Annotated in this window: 13 protein-coding genes; 2 read left to right on the top strand and 11 right to left on the bottom strand. The window is 45.0% G+C overall.

Annotation, left to right across the window (positions count from 1 at the left end):
- Positions 1–69: 69 nt before the first annotated feature.
- From DIU38_RS08110 to DIU38_RS08100, 3 genes are read right to left on the bottom strand one after another with little or no spacing between them, the layout of a single operon-like run.
- Complete coding sequence (locus tag DIU38_RS08110; RefSeq protein WP_317131830.1) at positions 70–3,261, bottom strand: error-prone DNA polymerase; 3,192 nt, start codon at positions 3,259–3,261, stop codon at positions 70–72.
- The gene (locus DIU38_RS08105; RefSeq protein ID WP_112652943.1) at positions 3,261–4,760 is read right to left on the bottom strand and encodes a Y-family DNA polymerase; all 1,500 of its coding nucleotides are present in this window, start codon (positions 4,758–4,760) and stop codon (positions 3,261–3,263) included. The genes DIU38_RS08110 and DIU38_RS08105 overlap by 1 nt, the downstream gene beginning before the upstream one ends.
- Positions 4,761–4,763: 3 nt before the next feature.
- Positions 4,764–5,498: an ImuA family protein gene (locus DIU38_RS08100; protein WP_112652944.1), complete on the bottom strand. Its 735-nt coding sequence runs from the start codon at positions 5,496–5,498 to the stop codon at positions 4,764–4,766.
- Between the two features lie 79 nt (positions 5,499–5,577).
- On the opposite strand from DIU38_RS08100, the gene DIU38_RS08095 reads away from it, so the two are divergent.
- Together DIU38_RS08095 and DIU38_RS08090 are read left to right on the top strand one after the other, a co-directional pair.
- On the top strand, positions 5,578–5,859 hold the full coding sequence (locus DIU38_RS08095) for a hypothetical protein (RefSeq protein WP_143020710.1): 282 nt from the start codon (positions 5,578–5,580) through the stop codon (positions 5,857–5,859).
- Positions 5,860–5,861: 2 nt separating this feature from the next.
- Positions 5,862–6,449 (top strand): alpha-ketoglutarate-dependent dioxygenase AlkB family protein, encoded by a 588-nt coding sequence (locus tag DIU38_RS08090; RefSeq protein ID WP_112652945.1) that lies wholly within the window; start codon positions 5,862–5,864, stop codon positions 6,447–6,449.
- A 460-nt stretch (positions 6,450–6,909) separates the two neighbouring features.
- Here DIU38_RS08090 and DIU38_RS08085 read toward each other — a convergent pair whose 3' ends face one another.
- From DIU38_RS08085 to DIU38_RS08050, 8 genes are read right to left on the bottom strand one after another with little or no spacing between them, the layout of a single operon-like run.
- Positions 6,910–7,722, bottom strand: coding sequence for a PKD domain-containing protein (locus tag DIU38_RS08085; RefSeq protein WP_167516114.1), 813 nt, complete (start codon positions 7,720–7,722; stop codon positions 6,910–6,912).
- A gap of 36 nt (positions 7,723–7,758) precedes the next feature.
- Positions 7,759–9,192, bottom strand: a complete 1,434-nt coding sequence (locus DIU38_RS08080; protein WP_167516113.1) for a PA14 domain-containing protein — start codon at positions 9,190–9,192, stop codon at positions 7,759–7,761.
- A 33-nt stretch (positions 9,193–9,225) separates the two neighbouring features.
- Positions 9,226–10,926 carry an alkaline phosphatase family protein gene (locus DIU38_RS08075; RefSeq protein ID WP_112652948.1) on the bottom strand — a complete coding sequence of 567 codons (1,701 nt, stop codon included), beginning with the start codon at positions 10,924–10,926 and terminating at the stop codon, positions 9,226–9,228.
- Between the two features lie 30 nt (positions 10,927–10,956).
- The gene (locus DIU38_RS08070) at positions 10,957–12,567 is read right to left on the bottom strand and encodes a DUF5008 domain-containing protein (RefSeq protein ID WP_112652949.1); all 1,611 of its coding nucleotides are present in this window, start codon (positions 12,565–12,567) and stop codon (positions 10,957–10,959) included.
- Between the two features lie 41 nt (positions 12,568–12,608).
- On the bottom strand, positions 12,609–13,331 hold the full coding sequence (locus DIU38_RS08065) for a fasciclin domain-containing protein (RefSeq protein ID WP_167516112.1): 723 nt from the start codon (positions 13,329–13,331) through the stop codon (positions 12,609–12,611).
- 29 nt (positions 13,332–13,360) lie between these two features.
- Entirely contained in the window at positions 13,361–14,884 is a 1,524-nt protein-coding gene (locus DIU38_RS08060; RefSeq protein WP_112652951.1) for a RagB/SusD family nutrient uptake outer membrane protein, read from the bottom strand.
- An 11-nt stretch (positions 14,885–14,895) separates the two neighbouring features.
- The gene (locus tag DIU38_RS08055; protein ID WP_112652952.1) at positions 14,896–18,042 is read right to left on the bottom strand and encodes a SusC/RagA family TonB-linked outer membrane protein; all 3,147 of its coding nucleotides are present in this window, start codon (positions 18,040–18,042) and stop codon (positions 14,896–14,898) included.
- A 20-nt stretch (positions 18,043–18,062) separates the two neighbouring features.
- The gene (locus tag DIU38_RS08050; RefSeq protein ID WP_243771205.1) at positions 18,063–19,193 is read right to left on the bottom strand and encodes a DUF5007 domain-containing protein; all 1,131 of its coding nucleotides are present in this window, start codon (positions 19,191–19,193) and stop codon (positions 18,063–18,065) included.
- Positions 19,194–19,196: the final 3 nt, after the last annotated feature.

The following is a 19,196-nucleotide window of genomic DNA, read 5'->3' as shown; positions in this document are numbered from 1 at the left end:
AGGCATAGTAAGACAATTATAAACTGCCTTTCGAGTTTATTAAAAGCCTTATTAATGATACGCTCTTCATCAATGAAAATTCCTGCCCTTATGAAAAGCACTCTTATTGGGGATATTTCGCGGATCAGGTGAAGGCATCGAGGTTTCATCCCCCCTGGACAGGCTCAGCAAAGCAGGCTGTTCATCAGGTACAGCCGTTAGTTTACCCAATAAAGAATTGAGATTATAACAACGGCGTACCACCACATGGATCACTTCGCCCTCAACCTGTAAATGCCCATCTACCAGGAGCAGTTGCGACTGAACGATCTCTTTGCGGTATTTGTCAAAAAACTTACCCCAAACCACAAGATTGGCAAAGCCGGTTTCATCTTTGATGGTTACGAATACCACGCCTTTGGCCGTCCCCGGCCGCTGCCGCACGGTGATCATCCCGGCAACACGAATTTTTTCGCCATTCTTCAACGATTGGATCCGGTTGAGCGGCATAACCTGCAGCCGGTTTAAATCCTCCCGCACAAAACTTACCGGATGCGCTTTAATGGATAAGCCGGTAGAAGCGAAATCCTGTACCACGTGCTCACCCGCGGTCATTAGCGGTAATTCAATTTGCTCACCTGCGCTGGCCGAAGGCAAACTTTCCAGCAAAGCCACGGGGCGGTCACCTAAAGCGGCTACTTCCCAAAGCGCCTGTCTGCGGTCGAGGCCGATAGAGTGGAATGCATCCGCATCAGCCAGTTTCTCCAAAGCTGCCTGCGAAATACCGACATTTGACAAATCGATAATATGTTGATAAGGTGCATTCTCAACCAGGATATTCATTTCTTCTTCTTTTAACCCCTTCACCAACCGGAAACCTAAGCGTAATATCTTATATTTTCCGGCCTGTTCTTCCAGCGAATGATCCCAGGCCGAGTAGTTAATATCCACGCCACGAACAAAAACGCCATGCCCTCGCGCATCGTCCACGATCTCAGCGGGCTGATAAAAGCCCATCGGCTGGCTATTGAGCAAAGCAGCAGCAAAAGCATCCGGATAATAATACTTCAGCCAGGAAGATATATAAACCAGCAGCGCAAAAGAAGCGGCATGGCTCTCGGGGAAACCATACCCCTCAAAACCTTGTAACTGCTTAAACACCCGCCTCGAAAAATCTTCCTCGTAACCACGCGCCACCATACCCTCCACCAGTTTCTTTTCGTACAGGTATAACTTGCCATTCGCTTTAAAAGTCGCCATGCTCCGGCGCAGTTCATCAGCCTCGGCCGGTGTAAAGCCTGCGGCAACAATAGCGATCTCCATCGCTTGTTCCTGAAAAAGCGGAACACCTAAAGTCCGGCCTAAAATATCTTCCAGTTCCGTGGATGGATACACTACCTGTTCTTCGCCATTACGCCTGCGCAGGTAAGGATGCACCATATCACCCTGTATGGGGCCGGGCCGCACAATAGCCACCTCGATCACGAGGTCATAAAAACATTGGGGCCTCAGTCTTGGCAGCATAGACATTTGCGCCCGGCTCTCAATCTGGAATACCCCAAGTGTATCCGCATGACCTATCATTTCATAAACTTTGGGGTCGTCCTGCGGGATATTGGCTAAGGTAAGTTTTCGGCCATAATGTTGTTTTATCAGGTCAAATGCTTTGCGGATCATGGTGAGCATACCCAATCCTAAAACATCCACTTTCAAAATGCCCAACGCTTCCAGGTCATCTTTGTTCCATTCCAGTTGGGTTCGGTTCTCCATGCGGGCATTGAGCACAGGGCACAGGTCGGATAGTTTGTTATCGGTAATAACAAAGCCACCGGTATGCTGACCCAATTGCCGCGGGAAACCCATCAGCAGTGTCGTCAACTCCAGTACTTTGTATATCAATGGATCGCCCGGGTTAAGCCCCTGTTCCTGTAAACGCTTTTCATCAAAACCTTCTTCACTGAAATCCCATATCGTACCACCGATACGTTTAATCGTATCTTCAGATAAGCCCATCGCTTTGCCCACATCACGAATTGCTCCTTTATGCCGCTCCTGCGTAACGGTAGCTACAATAGCCGCGTGTTCCCGGCCATAATCCTCATAAATATACTGGATGATTTCCTCGCGGCGTTCATGCTCGAAATCCACATCGATGTCAGGCCATTCCTCGCGTGCATCTGACATAAAACGGGAAAAAAGCAAACGTGACTTCATCGGGTCGACTGCCGTAATGCGCAAACAATAACATACCGTTGAATTGGCCGCAGAACCCCTGCCCTGGTGCAAGATTTCGAGTTCTTCTGCTTTCCGGGTGTATTTATATACGCGGAGAAAATAAGGCGCCAGCCTGCGCTTTTCGATAAAGGCCAGTTCAAAATCAATCTGCTTACCTATTTTAGGCGGTATATGCTCACCATAACGTTCATGTGCACCTTCCCACGTGTATTTTTTTAACCTTTCCTGTGGTGTTAATCCGTCAAGAATCTTTTCTTCCGGCTCGATGTATTTTAAGTCGTCCAGCGAAAAACTACAGGCTTCGGCAATAGCAAGCGCATTTTCAATAGCTTCCGGATATTGCCTGAAGATCCGGTGTATTTCTTCAATAGGTTTCAGGTAGCGTTCCGCATTCTGATGCAGCCGGTACCCTGCGTTGTTGATAGTGCATTTCTCCCGGATACAGGTCAATACATCCTGTAGTTCCCTCCTGTTCGGTTCATGATAATGCACATCACCGGCAGCAGCCAAAGGTATACCCATGCCGGCTAACCTGTGCAGCCGTTTGGCATCATCGCCGCTGTAAGAACGTAGGGCAGCCATGTATAAGGCATTCCCGAAAGCTTGTTTATATTCTGCTACTGCTGTTTTAAACTCACCGGTAAAATCAAATCGCGCGTTGAGCTCATCGGGCGGAATTATGATAAAAAGGATGCCTTCCCGGTGTTCATACACATCTGCTTTATATAAATGGCATTCACCTTTTTCAGCACGCAGATTACCCCTGGTGAGCAAGGCCGAAAGCCGGCCGTAAGCAGCAATGTCAGTAGGATAAGCCAGCAGGCCCGGCCCATCCAGCAAGTCCAGGCGACAAGCGGGAATAAATTGTACAGGTAGTTTTTTTGCGGCAATATGCGCCCGGACAATACCGGCCAGGCTATTCCGGTCGGTAACCGCTATGGCCGTATAACCATGAACAACAGCCTGCTCAACCAGTTCCTCCGGGTGAGATCCACCGCGCAGGAAGCTGAAATTGGAGGTACAATATAATTCCGCGTATTTCATCATCAGGCAAAAAATCCGTGTAAATACCATTGGGCACCTCCACTATCATAGTGCCCTGAACGGAACAGCCAATAACGGCCTCCATCCTCATCTTCCACCATATAATAGTCGCGGTGCTCACCTTTGTCCAGCCACCATTCCCGTTCAATACGTTCCGGTCCGTCTGCTTTATCCACAACATGGCGCTTACCCTTATAGATAAATATTTTTGGCGGATAATCCGGCAATAAAGCCATAACTTCAATGGCTTCCGGTTTGCTGAGCAAGCGTATTGGTCTTGGCTTGTCAGCCCGCCAGCTGGCCAGCGCGATATCTTTGAGTGAAAGAGCGGGCCGGATGGAACGTTCGGGCCAGTAATGCTCGGCAGGCAGGTAACGCATAATCCTTTCGGGGCCGATCTTTCCGGCAATCCGGTCAAGCAGCTCGGCCAGTGCGGTATCCTGCAAGCCCGGATCCCCTATCCATAGCTTTTCCTGTAAGGGGTCGATATCTTCTACTTTTTGTGCTTCCAGCAGAAACAGCTCAATACCCAAAGCAGGTTCAATCTTGCTGATCTGCAAACCAAAGAGCTTGAATAAATGGGAAACACTATGTGAGCCGCGCGTGGTCGTTATCCCCGCTTGTACCATTTTACCATCAATCCGGAAACATTTCAGCACGGCCTTACGCACACCTTTGCCTTCACCTTGCAAGCGGCTACATAGGCCTTGCAACAGTTTTTCAATGCCAATTTCTATGGCTTTATCCGTTCGTACCGGCTCCAGGCAGGGCAGCCGCTCAACATAAGGTACGGGCGGGATAATCGGGGCCAGGTATTCATCAGTAGTACCCAAAGCCTGGGCAAGCCTTAACAAAAAGCCTTCACCAAAACGCCTGCGCAGCACGGTACGTGGCATGGTCATAAAACTTTTAACATACCGGAAGCCGAGTTTATACAGTTTGTCCAGTATTTCCGGTTCCAACCGGAGGGCGGCCGGAGAAAGACCGGCAATGGCTTCCGCCTGCCCGCCGCTTTCAATAATGGGCCTGATCTTGCCATACCGGGCAATGGCCCAGGCTGCGCCAACAGTATCGGCAATAGCGGCACGAGCATCGTAGCCCATACCCCTTAATTTAAGTACAACGGTTTTTAAATATCCTTTTTCACCACCCCATAGGTGTGCACAGCCGGAAATATCAAGGGTCAAACCATCGGGCAGGTCAATAGCCACAACCGGCGTATAGCGGATGCACCATAAACCCAAATGCCGGAGCAGCTTACTTTCCTGGCCCAACGGAAAATCAATAACCTGTAAATTAGTGGTAATCGCTTTGGCATCTGCTGCCGGCATCCCTGTACGAACACCTTGTGCTTCGGCTTCGGGGTTAGCTGCCCTGACAATCATACGGTTATGTTCGGGCACAACCAGCACAAAGGGCTGATCTTTTAATTCCGGCTGCCGGAGTGTCAGCCAGTCTGTCACCAGGTGACGAAACCAAATAGCCATATACCTGTGCTGCATAACTCACCCCGCTTTCCGTTTAAATGGTTTAGCTGTTTGCTCTTTTTCCACCTGTTTGAATTTACCTTCTGCCCATTCTATGATCCAGGTACCCGGATGCCCGTTACGGACACGTAGTAGTTCTACCTCCCAGCGCGGAAAACCAAGACCAGGCAAATCGTCTACCGGCTCGCTCGGCAAAGATTTCACCTGCCACCGGGCAGCGCAAGCCGTTGAACCGATCTTTTTAACGGCATTACGCAGCACAAACCCGGTAACGTGACTTTGCTCAACAGCCAGTTGAAGCCTGCGCGATTGTTTAAAATCCAGTTCCCGCACTTCTGCCACAACCGCGGCAAGCCCTGCGCATTTCAGCGCTTCTTCCATCACCCATAAGGCTTCCTGGTCTTTGGTTACCCGGATAAAGATCAAACGGCTGGGTTCTATACCAAAGCCGCTTAACGCCGGTGGGAAGATGTTTCCGGTGAGGCTGATCCATAAACAAGCCCCGCCATTTTGCATAAACACCGAGAGCAGGCCGCTAATCAATCCGCTGGAAGCAGTAGCCTGTTCGGTGGTACTGCAAACCAGTTCATGCACTGTACCTAAAGGAAAAACGCCGTTGGGGAAAGCCATTTCCACTGCCCCCAGGCCTACCAGCCCCTGCGTACCTGCAGGCGGCGGCCTATAGCCCTCCCATTGCAAAATATTCTTTTGCAGGCTGTTAATCAGTGTTTTTCGGTCATTTGCCGTTTCCATCGTGTTTGTACCAAATAGGGAGTACAAATTTAATGCTAAAAATATTAGTATTTTATATATCTTTGAGAAAAAATTTCAAATGCAGGAATTGTTGGTCAAAACGTATTTAAAAAGCGAGGTTAAAGCCTGGCTTAAATACCGCGATGGTTCACGGGAAGTGGTGAAAATTGTACCAAATACAGGGCAAAAGCACGCTGTACAATGCTATGAGATCTATACGGCTTATGATCAGCCGCCCGTTTACATGGGCCGTATTTTATTTGACGCGAAGGGTTACTGGATCTACGACGGCGATGTACTGCAACCAGGAGAACAGGAACAATTGGCCCATTTTATAACGACTTATGTGGAAAGGATTTAGTGATGGAACAATTGACATTATTTGCCGAAACCGGGCAAAGTAAAGGATTGCCTAAGGATTTGCTGGAATACCAGCCCGGTTTAATTGATCCGACAACGGGTGACTGGCTGTTAGAAAAACTGATCAGGGAAACACCCTGGAAACAAACAACACAAAAACTTTGGGATAAGGAATACCTGACACCAAGGCTCACCTGCTGGTATGGAGACACCGACCGGATCGCAGGAACTCTCCCCTGGACACCGGAACTGCAAACTATCCGGGGCATGGTAGAACCTTTAGCGGGTATTACTTTCAACAGCGTATTACTGAACTATTATCGTGATGGAAATGATTCCGTAACCTGGCATAGTGACAAAGAAAGCATTATGGGCAGTCAGCCAATTATTGCTTCGGTAAGTCTTGGGCAGGTGCGCAGTTTTGACATCCGCAATAAAGTTAATCACAAAGAACATTACTCCGTCAGGCTCGGGCATGGTTCATTCCTGCTGATGAAATCAGGATTGCAGGAATATTGGGAACACCGGATTGCCAAGTCTAACAAATTAATGAAGGCGAGGGTAAACCTCACCTTTCGTTTGGTGATTTAGCCCGCTGATATATTTAATGCAGGAGCAGCGCCTGCGACGAACCTGGCGGCGGTAAGCAAAACAAAATAAAGAAATACTTTTAGCCATGCCGGGAGATTACAAATGATGGTTTTCATGTTTTTTTAGGCAAATAGCATAAAAAGTCACCTATAAGGAAAAAATATCGACCAGGTAGTTCTTTTTTTCGGCAAATGCTACATTTCTGGCAACCAACGACACCTGGACTTTTTCTGAATTGATTTACCGGCTGGTGATATAATTTAGTGAAAGCAACTTAGCATCAGTGCTGATAATTGTCGGATCAAGTAATGCTATTACACTTTATATGACCGAATACCTAAGGAATAAGCCCGGATACTACACTCCCGGGCCTTATTCCTTAAAAACTGTTGACCGGGCGAATGAACTTACGTAGCATCAGATCGAACATTCCATGGATCGTTGTTACAAATAACCAATTTTATGGCTGCTTTTTATTAACCGTCCATTCAGCCATCTGGAAGTCACGACTGCCATTATTGGTCTTAATGCTTATCCTATAAAATTTATAAGCTACATTGTTATTAAAGTGATATAGGATGCGCTGAAAGCGGTTCGCAAAAACTTCGTTGTTCTTGCTGTGCAGGTTTATCCAGCGTATACCGTCCTCAGAACCCTGGAGGATCCATCCTTTTGGGTCACGATCAGGTGAGTCATTTGCCGATGTCATGGTATATGCTCCTGCAACAACGGGAGTTTTAAGCTCATATTTCATTACCAGGTCGCCGGAGAACCCTGATTGAAAAAACTTGGTATTCGGATCGCCGTCAACCACTTTTAGTGACCCCTCGTTTGCATTTGGGCCGCCGCCATTATCGCGTGATACAGTCAATGTACCGCCTATGGTAGCAAAGTAACTTTCACCAACCTTGGTACGGTCAAAATTAGGGTCGGCAACGTTCAATATTATTTCCCGGGCAGCTGAATATCCCTGTGAATTTCTGGCCGTTAATGTTACGTGATATAAGCCATCAAAGGCATACCTGTGCTTCGGTGCTTTTTCTGCCGACGTGCTATCGTCGCCAAATTGCCACAGGATATCTTTATAATTAATGGATGTACTGGTGAACTGGTAGCTTAAAAAATCAACACTATCTGTTCGTGCCACTGTGAAACCTGCGATGGGTTTGGGCTCATCCGGTTCGGGTTGGGGCGCTGGCTTGTCTTTTTTACACCCGGCAAACAACAGGGCTACCGTTGAAAATACCGAGATAATATGCAATGTTTTTTTCATGTCCTTAATTTTCATTGATCAATTAGCGTAGCTGGCTTAAGGGGCGGGGAATAATTGGCTTTGTGGTACTATTCTTCTACCGTTGATGCCGGCCGACGGAACTTCAAAAGTTAAACGGGCGCGCTGGCCACCCACGTTTTCGCGATGATCGGCTTCTATTTTATAGCGTTTACCCCGTTCCAGAAATATTTTGGCGGTACGGCTATCCTTATCCCACTCGGTAGTGAAATCATTAATAATGGCCTTGCCGTCTATATATAATCTTGATCCGTCGTCCCATTCGTTCTGCCAGAACACGTACTCACCCCGAACGGGTGCAAGGAACTCGCCAGTCCACCTGGTCGAAAAATTATCATGACTTATACCTGGTATAGCGGCTTGCCAAACCCCGTCATTAGGCCAATCAATAGTTGGTTCTATTTGTACCAGATCGGGCTTCCTGCCATCAAAATCAAGCAATTGATTGTTTGAAAAGTATTCCGCTTTTAAGCCCGTTCCGTTTCCGGTTATGTAAGAGTTATTATCAAGGTTAACCTCTGGCTCTACCAAAACGATCAACTTGCTTTTTGTTGGATGCAGTATATGTTTTGACGGATTAACCAAACTCACCACAAAGCCAAAACGTTTATTGGCAACTATATTGGCATCAAAAACAGGCCAGCCTATTGATAAACGTATCACCCCTGTACTTGCGTTGGATTTTACCCTAATCAGGGTATCAATAGAAAATTGATCGGGGTTAAGCGCTATAGTGTTATCGGGCAGCACTTTTTTATTTACCAAAGTGGCAATAGTATCCCTGTTCAATTTTACATGAACATTAAACGCACCGGCGGGTACACCTGCCAGGTTTACAGTTAACGGAATAGTGATACCTGCCGGTGATGTTGTATAGTTTTTTTGATAATCAACATCCATAATGCCACCGCCATTCAAAAGCGACACGTAATGAATATCACTTTCTTTAATAAGCTTTTTGGTATCAAGCACCACCAGGATATTTGATTGCGATCCTTTGATTTGATTGCCTTTACCCGGATTCGTAAGCTTAAATGCAAAAGCTACGTTTTTACCATAATTAGCCTCGATGGCCGATAACCTGACACTGGCAACGGCAGTTGCGGTATCTGACCCAAATGCTACGTTGATTACGCCGGGATAATCAATTGTACCCGCAGGTAATATTACCGTATTTTTAAGTGTACCATTTGCTATTAGTTTGGTTACCGTATCATTATTAAATGTTATACCAACCTGGAATGCTTTGGTTGCCGGTCCTGATAAGGATATTTTAAATGGAACTTTAACTATTTCGTTACCGGCAGTTGCATCACCAGTATTGGCTCCTGCGCCGGAAACGTTTCTGTCGGTGTTTTGAATTGGCTTCAGCTCATCAAGATCATTTTGCTTGCAGGCTCCCGCTATCAGGACAATTAACCCGATAAACAAGATATATCTGTATTTTTTCATCATCAAATAATTTAGTTTATAATGGTTAGCTTTTTACTGGTCAAGCCAAACGCGGCCGTCAAGCCCCCAGGCCTGCCTGTTAGGTATTCTGAACCAGTTTATTATTTGCGCCGGGATATCTGCCGTTTGCGGAACAAATATGGCCAGTGCCCCTGCCGGCGGCGGGCAGATCAGATCATTAAAATCTTCCCATTGATAAGGGCCTTTTAATTGAAAGTCGCGGGCTTGCGGGCCAACATCCCTGATCTTGTCGCCCTGGCCATCTGTGCCCGGCCAGTATGCTGCCAAAAAGGTATAATAAGGATGACCTTCGCTAATGGATGTTTCGCAGGCATAATTTCCGATCACGGCATCGGGTACGTCGACCTTGAAAAATCTGATATCGGTTACATACACATCAGGTGTACCATGCCCGGTACCATTTAAATAGCCTAACTTTAAAGGGCTACTGTTACTAAAACTTCCTGATGAGGTCACATCCAGCTCATTATTAAAAACCCCGTCGGTATACGTTCTGATATATCGTCTGCCTGCGCGTATTTCACATTTAACCGACAGGTTTTGCCATCTGCCCTTTTGTAAATCGCCGCCACGGCATTGATGATAATCGTTATCCTTAGTCCCCCGGTATTCAAAATACCAGTAAGCATCTTCCAGATAAATCACCCAGCCAACCCCCGGATGGCCTGCCGACCATTGCGCTCTTTTCCCGAGAATACTTGGCCAAAAGAATTTATCCTCATTCTTCTTAACTTTTAGCTCGATGGTGAACTTGGTAGTATCATCGATGTTAAAGATATCAGCTGTATCTATCTCGGCTCTCACCCCCGTATCTTTCAAACGTACTGTGCGCCCCAAATACCTGTTGCCGGTAAATGGTTTACCTATTATTCTTTGTTTATATTTTGGATTGTAATAGATAGTAAATGTATTGGCGGCGGTGTTACTGAAAACTGTATTATCGTTCTCGGTAACCGGGATATTGAATTTACCACCACCGCTCGACGCAATCACTACCAGCCAATCTTCATTGGCATAATTTTTCCTTTTTTTCAGGGCATTAACAATCTCACCTACATAACCGTCAAATTTTTCGATAGAAGCTTTGTACTGCGACGATGAATTGTCGAATCCATATTTGGCACCTGCTTCTTTAATATCGTTAAAATGGCCAACTATCAATTGTGCCGTGTCGGTATTGAGGTCATTAACTACAGCTGTTTTAATTTGCTCATCAGTACTATACAACTCGCTTACGGCAGCACCCTGTGTTAACTTATTTTTAAAAATAGCCGAGGAGGAAAAAGAAACGATTTTGGCATTTGGTCTTTCTTCTTTTATCCTTTCAAAAAACACAGGATAAGTTGCCAGGTTGTTGCCCGCAAAATCATCCGACAAGATCTTGTGCTTTTCTTTTTTTACGCCGGTTAGCATATTGGCCCAGTTGCTTACGTCGCGGGTCGAGTCCGGATCGCTCAATGCAACCCAACTGTAAATTGAACTGGGCAGTAATGCTTTAATATTAGGCACATTAGCGCTATTTACTGATGAGCCCCGTGCCCCGTCAACAATCAGGTACAAAACCTTACGTTCGCCGGATGTTGCTTTGGCTGTATCAGTATAATTTTTATCGGGCAGCGTGCGCACAAAATCCTTATTACATGATATTGTAGCAACAGCCAATGCACAAATAATTGAAAAAATGATCTGTTTGTATTTTTTCCTGTTCTGCATTTCTTTATAGATTATAAGTTCAATTAAAATTTATTCGATGGTAACGCGTATAATATTGCTAACCTGAATGTTATCAAAATGGTCAAAACCACCAATCAGCAATAACGCCCGCTTTCCATCAGTCGATTTGGTTTCAATGATATCAGACAATGTACCTGAAAATGGTCCGGTAGTATTGTAATTCCCGGCAAGTTCACCTTTGGTATTTAGTACCATAAAACCATTGCGGGTAACGTTATTATACTTTTTAAAGCTGCCACTAACTACTACCAGTCCATCATTAAGCTGGCGGGCAAAACCAGGATAGCCTCCCTCAAATGTTTTAGCTACGAAAGTTTGATCAAGACTACCATCCAAATTAATCAGCGCCATGCTGATGGCCGGTTTGCCATCGTATGTTCTGAAAATCCCTGTTATCAGGTATTTTTTGGTTACAGGGTTGTACGTTAAAGATGAGATGCTATTATCGGTACCTGTCCCGGTTTTAAATGAATCATCAATGGTGCCATTGGGGCTCAAACGAACCAGCCGCCCCGCTGTTTTTTGGTCAAACGTGGTAAAACTTCCAAACAGCACCAGTTTTTCCAGCTGGTCAGCGTCTGTATGCATGTACGAGTCAACAGGGCCATTTGCCGAAGGCAGGCCTTTGTTTGTCGCTATGTTAAAACGATAGGTTTTGTCAAGTGTTCCATCCAGGTTAAAACGGGCTATTTGCCGGATCTCCGTACTGTCAAGAATCACCGTGTCGCGTGTAAAATCATGATTATGTTCGGTATAAACCCGTCTTACATAATATCTGAAACTCCCTGTTGCCAGTATTTTGTTTTGATGCTTGTATATTTTAGATATATAGTCGTTAGTACCGCCGTTAAACTTCGGAAAATATTTGGTTGTATCTGTTTGGGATGGGCGCCTGTAGGTTTTTACGCCAATGGTATCAATACTGCCATCAACATTTAATGTGGTAATATTACTGATGTTTTCTGTGCGCTGATTGTAGCCGCTAAATCCTCCGGCTATCACATATTTTCCGCCGAGTTCTATTACTCTCGATAATGATCCGTTTGCTGCCTTACCCGTGCGGAAAGTGCGGTCAAACTCGCCATCTGCCGATGTTCTTACAATGCGGTTAAGCGGGGTGATAATCCCTTTATTATCATAATTGGTAAACCAACCCAGCACCAGGTTCCGGCCATCGGCAAGAGGATACACCTGGTTTACATTGCCATTTGCTCCGGCAGTTGCCCTGAAAGAAGGATCGATATTAATCAATCCGGATACCTTAAATACCGGCCCGAGCACTAACTGATCGTCAATTGCTATTGACGTAATACCTGTGCTGCCAAATGGTGGAACTTTTACCTTAATAGTTGATTCTGTTACCTCGGTAACCTGACCGGGTTCGCCGTTAAACATGAACTTTATTTTGCCTTTATAAGGAATAAGTCCGGTGGCTTTGAATGTTACCTCGGTACCCACCGTCCCATTTGCTGGTGCAGGTATTGCGTCACGGCTAAGGATGACCCCCAACGGTGGCTTTCCCTCTCCATAGGGGTCAGAATAAACTGTCTTATCCTTTTTGCAAGCTTCTATTATGAGCACCAGCAGGATAAACGTGATGATATAGTTAAGTCTTCTCATATTCAATTTATTATCATTGAAAGAATATTGTTAATAATGTTTTACTCAGAATGATGAAGGCCTGCAAAGTATATTTCCTCATAAAAGTCGTACCGGTTAAACCCAAAATAGGCTCCGTCATATTGCAGGGTATGTACTATCCCGTTCGTAGGTTTGATATCAGACGATGAAACCTTATTCCCGAAAACCACGTTTTGCGCATTATTGATGTCATAGATATAACTGATTACCAATGTACGCGGACCAATGTATTTGATGTTGTTCGCGTCGTCATATATCACACCAATGTTCACCACATCGCCGCTGTATGAATAATAAAGCGCTCCGGGATACTGATTTTGCAGGTTAAAATCTATTTGCGGATAATCTTTAAGCCGGTTGATCCCCTTGAACATATACCGTTGCAGATATTTTTTCCATATGGCCGAGTCGATGTCCGACAGCTTTTTCACGGTATCACGGCCGGCCTCGTACAAAAATTGATTTAAAGAGCCCCTGGTTTTGTAGTCACCTATCGTTCTTTTTATAACATCATCGTCTGGTGCAAAAAAGGTAAAATCACTTTTGCGGAATGTTTCTTCCATACCAGCCAGTTTTACGATCTGGGCAATGGTATCAAACGGTACTGCTTTATCCTGCAGGTATTGAAGCATATCGGCAGGGTAATCAGCCTTAGCTTTACCTCCGTCTTTATAATACTCATCGCGTTTACAGCCGGTAAGCACCAGTAAAAACCCGGCAAAAACAATAATTATATTTTTCATATTTCTTATCATTACTTTTTAGGAATAGGTTAATTACCTCCGTTAACCCAATACATGTTTAATGTCATGAAGGGGTTATTGGCCAGGGCGTTATTGCTGATTGGCCATGTCCAGGCACCACGGTTAAATTTGTCCAGCGTCAATACGTTATATGACCATTCACTGTTCATAATTCTGCGGGTACGTACCAGGTCAAAGTAATGGTGCCCCTCGCCCATCAGTTCCCGCGATCTCTCCAAGAAAATAAAATCCTTAAGGTCTTGCCCCCCGCCTCCGGTATAGCGCGAAGCTTCTGCCCTGTCCCTTACTTTATTCAGCAAAGCAATAGCCTGATCGTCCTGACCGAGTTCCGCCAGCGCTTCTGCACAGAGCAGTATTTCACCTGCGTACCTGAATATCATAAAGGTGTTGTCAGGATTGGCGTCCTCCTCCCCGGTTGCAAATGAATTTTGAGCAAATTTCAGCATCATGAACTTTCCGTTATCGGCGTAGATGTCTGAGTTAAACCAGGTTGTAGCGCGCTTGTCAGCCGTACCTGAGTATAGTTTTTGCATATACTCGGCCCTGAAATAGGCAAAGCTTATACGGTGCGTATATTCCGGCCTTTTATATGGATAATGCAGAAACATATCGCCAATAGGGGCAACATTGGTGTTCTGATCGCCATAGTTTATACTGCGATAAAACTCAAACAAACTCTCGTCCGACCGGCCTTTGATAACCGTGGCCCATTCATTGATGGGTAACAGCCTGTAAGCATTGCTCTTAATCAATTCCTGCCCAAGGTCTGCAGTCTCCTGGTAGTACTTGGTTGCATTGGGTTTGTCGAAACCGGCATTCCACATGTTCATGTTCATGATAAGCGCGATAACGCTGCCCCTGCTTGCACGTACCCCTTTTAAAGCAGGATCAGAATAAGTCCAAGGCAAACCGTCCTTATATTTTTTAAGGTCGGCGATGTTTTTGTTTAAAACAGATACCATGTTTTCGCGCGGTAAAGCTGTTGAATGGTAAGCATCGGTATAATAAGGTACGTCGCCATAAAGCCTTACCATAAAGAAGTATGCAAGCCCGCGTATAAAAGCCGCTTCGCCCTCAAACTGCTTTTTTTCGCTGTCTGATACGCCGGGCACGCCTGCTTCCAATTTCGAGATGAGGATGTTGGCACTTTGTATTACCTGGTAATAGCCTGTCCAGTCGGTAATGCGATAAAAGTTGTAAAAATTCCAGGGCGGATTGCCGTTGATAAGCCCAAGCAGGTCATTCCGGCCTAATACCTCTACATATGCACGTGCGGGCCCATTATCTGCCTGAGGTTCAGATAAAACCTCTCCCGAACGATATTCGCCCGTAGCACCAATAAAATGCGTTTCATTGATCTTGCCAAAAAATGTTCTTGACATATCATAAATATTAGCCACAACGTCATCTTTCGATTGGTAAAAGTTATTCCCTGTTAGTTTATCAATGGGTTGTACGTTCAGAAACTTTTTACAGGCTGGTAAACACAAGCTTGCTGCCGCTGCTAAAATGTATATAACACTTTTTTTCATGATCTTGAGTTTTATTTACTTGTATTGAGTTCAATATTTAAACCTAAATTATATGTGCGCGGTACCGGGTACCCGCTTGATATATCCCGGCCCAGAGAGGTCACGTTTTCGGGGTTGGGCCCATTATATCCCGAAAATGTGATCAGGTTGTTGGTTGAGAAATAAACCCTAACGTTATTGAACCCGAACCTTCGTACAAACTTTTTGTCAAACATGTAGGATAGTGTAACCGTGTTGATCTTCAGGTATGAACCTTCTTCCTGCCACAAATTTTGATCGGAACGAAGTGGCTTTATCTGATTGAACCTCGAAAACGAATAGGGATTAGGATACTTGGATTGATCACCCGGTTTTCGCCATATATCCAGATCGTCCAATGGAACTGCTGCCAGCAGGGCATAAGGATCCTTCATGATCGACAACCTGTCTGATAACGCGTTATTTAATATTGTTCTCTTGGCGGTATAGGAGGCATAAATATTTAATCCAAAATTTTTGTAGTTGATATTTGTCGATATACCACCCGTAATTAAAGGTTGTGAGTTACCGGTTATCTCATAATCCCGGTCATCAAGGATGTAGTCGCCGTTAACATCTTTAAACCTCGGGTCGCCGCCTTTAAAGGCAAGCCCGCCGGTTTGATATTTTTTTCCGGTTACAGGATCTACCGGTACGTCACCATCGGTTGAATAAACGCCCTGGTTAACCAGCAGGTAATTTGACAATGTATTCTTACCTACCCTGAAAACAATGTGCTGATAGTTATTATAATCAAATTTGATGTATTGTCCGTTGTATTCGGCAGGTAACCTCAATAGGTAATCGCGGTTAATGGCGCCGTTAAATGATACTGTCCAGTTAAAATCCTTGGCGGTTAAAGGCCTTACCGTTACCATCAGCTCATATCCATAATCGGCAATGGATACGTCATTGCTGGATTTTTTCTGAAAACCTGTACTATTAGGTAAAAACCGGTCAAAAAGTAAATTATCAACCTTTTTGTAATAAGTGTCAAAAGTCAGGTCGACTTTACCCTGCAAAATCGTCATGTCAAACCCAAGGTTGTACTGCGTAGTTGTAGTAGGCTTTAATGCCGGGTTAGGCACAAATTCATAATTGATGCCGATAGTTGGATTGTTGTTGAAATTGCCGTTCAGATTGTACAAACCATAAATACTTTGCAAACTGCCGGTTGGCACGATGTTTTGTCCCCAGGTTAACCTTAAACCTCCTGAAGTGAGCCAATCCCAATTTTTAAACCAGTTTTCCTTGTAGTAATTCCACCTGAAACCGGCTGCGGGATTTTTGGAATACGGATTCTCTAAGCCGTTTGAGGATGTACCATCTAAGCGGTATGATAACTCCAGTACATACTTCTTTTTATAATCGTAGTTAAAGGAGCCTGCAAATGAGGCGATGGTGGCATTTTTAAAGTTCGACAATACACCTCCGCCTCTTGAGTTATATGGGTCGGACCCTACCGGCCCCTGCAATTGATCATTAGGTATACGGTTTTGCCTGATGATACCGCTTTGGCCGCCTTGTTTATATATTTCATTAAACGTATTAATGAATATGGTATGGTCGGCGCTGAATGTTTTGGCATAGGTAAGTGCGTTACGGTTGTATAATGTGAAATTACGGCCCTCATAATCATATACCTGCGCAAACTGAGCATTTGCAGCTGCGGGCGTGAAGGTTGATTCGGCATCCGAGGTATAATCATAACTGATGCTTGAGGATAGCGCCAATCCCGGGATAAACTCATAACGACCATCAATATTGGTACGGATATTTCTGGTGCTGTTACTGTTTTGGGTTTGCAAAGCTGATGTTACGCCATCTGGTGAAAGATAAAACGAAGGAGGCGGCAGCAGTGTAGATGCCTGACCATTCGAGGCCACTCCTTGTTGCAGTAAGCCCACACCATTGCCCTTAGCCTGGCTTCCCAACGAGCCGAACAATGAACCAAAGAACCTGAATTTATCATTTGGCTTAAACTCCATGTTCATATTCAGGTTATACCTGTCGAAACCGGTGTTTTTGATCACGCCTTTTTCCGAATAAAGCCCCATGTTCACTTTGTAGTTAAAGCGGTCGTTGCCACCGTCTAAGGCTACGTTATGGCTTTGGTTATGTGTTGTGCCATAAAAAATGGACTGCCAGTTTGTCGAGTTGTTCCAATATGCGTTCAAACTATCAGCCAGGAAACCGGTTTGCCCCAATTTCCTTAACTCATCAATAATTGTTGCATTGGATAATATCTGCTGAATTTTTGCGCGGCGTTCGGAATTACCACCCAGTGTTGCGCGCAGCTGTGGGACGGCGTTAACGAAGAAGTTGCCGGTATACCTTACCCGGGGTACTTTAGAATTTCCTCGCTTGGTGGTTATAATGATTACGCCATAAGCCCCCCTTGATCCATACATGGAAGTTGCCTGCGCATCCTTCATGATCTGTATGCTTTGGATATCCTCTACCGGGATCAATGATAACGGGCTTACCCCCGGCCCCTGCGTTTGAAAACCAAACTCAGCAGCCTTATCCGCATCTAAAGGTACCCCATCAATAATATACAGGGGGGATGTAGGTTGCAGGAACGATTCACTGCCACTGCCCGATACACTCAGGGCTGATAAACCACGCACCTGAACGGAGCCCCTGAAACCTGGAGCACCGGTATTGTTCTGAACGTTTAAACCAGCTACTTTTCCTTGCAGCAGGTTTTCAACGTTTGATGCCGGCACATCCTGGATGTCCTTTTGAGTTAAGGTAACCGCAGCGCCTGGCGATGATTCTTTATTCCTGTTTTGGTAGGCCACAATAATTACTTCATTAAGGCCCTTTTTGTCTTCAGTCAGCGTTACAGTTATGTTTTTTTGCCCGGGTTCAAGTTTTACTTTTTCCGTAACAAAACCTACAAACGTAAAAGTAAGTGTGCTGTTAGCCGGTACAGAAACGGTAAACTTTCCCTTATAATCAGTTTGTGTCAGGCCTTTACTGCCCATATATATATTTACACCGGGTAAAATTTTATTGGTAGCTTTTTCAACCACCGTACCGGTAACCGTTATATTTTGTGCTTGTGCATGAACATCTGCGCAGAATAAGATCGTGCAAACAGCAAGCACTATATAAAATAGTATGTGTTTTCTCATGGTGATAAGTTTTAATTCGGTTATTCGTCTTCAAACTTTGGATTGTCCTTCAAAAAATGGAACACTATCTCCCAGTCGCCTTTTTTGTATATAGCGAAATCTATCCCGAAGCTTGCCACTACCCTGCTGCCGCCAAAACCAATTCGCGAATATTTAAATTCGGCATGGTCCCTGGTTCCTCCGGGAGCATATACAGTTGGTATTTCAACTAAAGGAATAGGATATGCAACATCGTATTGTACATATGTTGTAGTTTTTTGCATGTTGAAGCCATGCACTATTTTATCCCAGGTAGTTTCGTTAAACAGGGCCGGATTCATCTCTACTGAGTCTTTGTTCAGAAACTTGAACCTTAACGAATTTCCCGTACCGCCGGTAAACGGGCGGATATAAACCACCACATCCTTTTTATCGTCATTACTCTGCAGCGGAATGTCGGTTACCTGGCCTATTACCCCGTTTAAAAATGGCCTGATGTAGTTTCGGCTGGCCGGATTATAAGGCGTTTTGGGATGAGGCGCAGGCAGGCCGGAGTAAATGTTAAAGTCGTCAGAAGGCTCATAAGGACGCTCGCGGAATGGGCGTACCTGCAGGTCGCGAATTATAGTACTGCCACCCGTGTTGGTTATTTTTATGTCAAAATAGCGCGTATCCTGCGGAAAATTGGTACTATCAGACGGCCTGGGCTTGATCAGCTCATTATTGGAAGAAGCCCACATAATGAACTCGCCCGACGAGCGCACTTCAAATAAAGGGTGATCTTCCAGCTTGCGTTTTGCCTCTATCTCGGCCAGGCTCTTTTCAAGCCCGTTGTAGGGCGCTGTCCATACATAGGTTGGTCTTTTTTGAAAAAGATCTGTTACGGGTTTACCATCACCAAAACGCGCGTTGATGATCTCAAACTTTAATGGCTGGGTTGAGTTATCTCCATTAAACCCGCCCATTAAAGTGGTTCGACCTAAAATCGGTTCAAAAACTTTATTGCTGTAGTTTACATTCGAACTCAGATAATCTTTTTCATCGGGAATGTCATACATCTTCTTGCAACTACTGAGCGCGACTGCAGCAAATAGTAGAGCTACAGATCCCATTTTTATGAATGTTTGCATCTCTTTTCGTTTTTTTAATGTATTGATATTTTGATCTTCCATGCC

The organism is Mucilaginibacter metallidurans, from assembly GCF_003286435.2.
Taxonomy (GTDB): Bacteria; Bacteroidota; Bacteroidia; order Sphingobacteriales; family Sphingobacteriaceae; genus Mucilaginibacter; species Mucilaginibacter gossypii.
Note: the sequence above shows the minus strand (reverse complement) of the source record. Positions and strands in the feature narration are given on the sequence as shown.

What these genes read in the sequence shown, in the direction of transcription:
- DIU38_RS08110 (WP_317131830.1), bottom strand. Translation starts at nt 3,261, where the DNA reads ATGATGAAATACGCGGAATTATATTGTACCTCCAATTTCAGCTTCCTG.
- DIU38_RS08105 (WP_112652943.1), bottom strand. Translation starts at nt 4,760, where the DNA reads ATGCAGCACAGGTATATGGCTATTTGGTTTCGTCACCTGGTGACAGAC.
- DIU38_RS08100 (WP_112652944.1), bottom strand. Translation starts at nt 5,498, where the DNA reads ATGGAAACGGCAAATGACCGAAAAACACTGATTAACAGCCTGCAAAAG.
- DIU38_RS08095 (WP_143020710.1), top strand. Translation starts at nt 5,578, where the DNA reads ATGCAGGAATTGTTGGTCAAAACGTATTTAAAAAGCGAGGTTAAAGCC.
- DIU38_RS08090 (WP_112652945.1), top strand. Translation starts at nt 5,862, where the DNA reads ATGGAACAATTGACATTATTTGCCGAAACCGGGCAAAGTAAAGGATTG.
- DIU38_RS08085 (WP_167516114.1), bottom strand. Translation starts at nt 7,722, where the DNA reads ATGAAAAAAACATTGCATATTATCTCGGTATTTTCAACGGTAGCCCTG.
- DIU38_RS08080 (WP_167516113.1), bottom strand. Translation starts at nt 9,192, where the DNA reads ATGAAAAAATACAGATATATCTTGTTTATCGGGTTAATTGTCCTGATA.
- DIU38_RS08075 (WP_112652948.1), bottom strand. Translation starts at nt 10,926, where the DNA reads ATGCAGAACAGGAAAAAATACAAACAGATCATTTTTTCAATTATTTGT.
- DIU38_RS08070 (WP_112652949.1), bottom strand. Translation starts at nt 12,567, where the DNA reads ATGAGAAGACTTAACTATATCATCACGTTTATCCTGCTGGTGCTCATA.
- DIU38_RS08065 (WP_167516112.1), bottom strand. Translation starts at nt 13,331, where the DNA reads ATGAAAAATATAATTATTGTTTTTGCCGGGTTTTTACTGGTGCTTACC.
- DIU38_RS08060 (WP_112652951.1), bottom strand. Translation starts at nt 14,884, where the DNA reads ATGAAAAAAAGTGTTATATACATTTTAGCAGCGGCAGCAAGCTTGTGT.
- DIU38_RS08055 (WP_112652952.1), bottom strand. Translation starts at nt 18,042, where the DNA reads ATGAGAAAACACATACTATTTTATATAGTGCTTGCTGTTTGCACGATC.
- DIU38_RS08050 (WP_243771205.1), bottom strand. Translation starts at nt 19,193, where the DNA reads ATGGAAGATCAAAATATCAATACATTAAAAAAACGAAAAGAGATGCAA.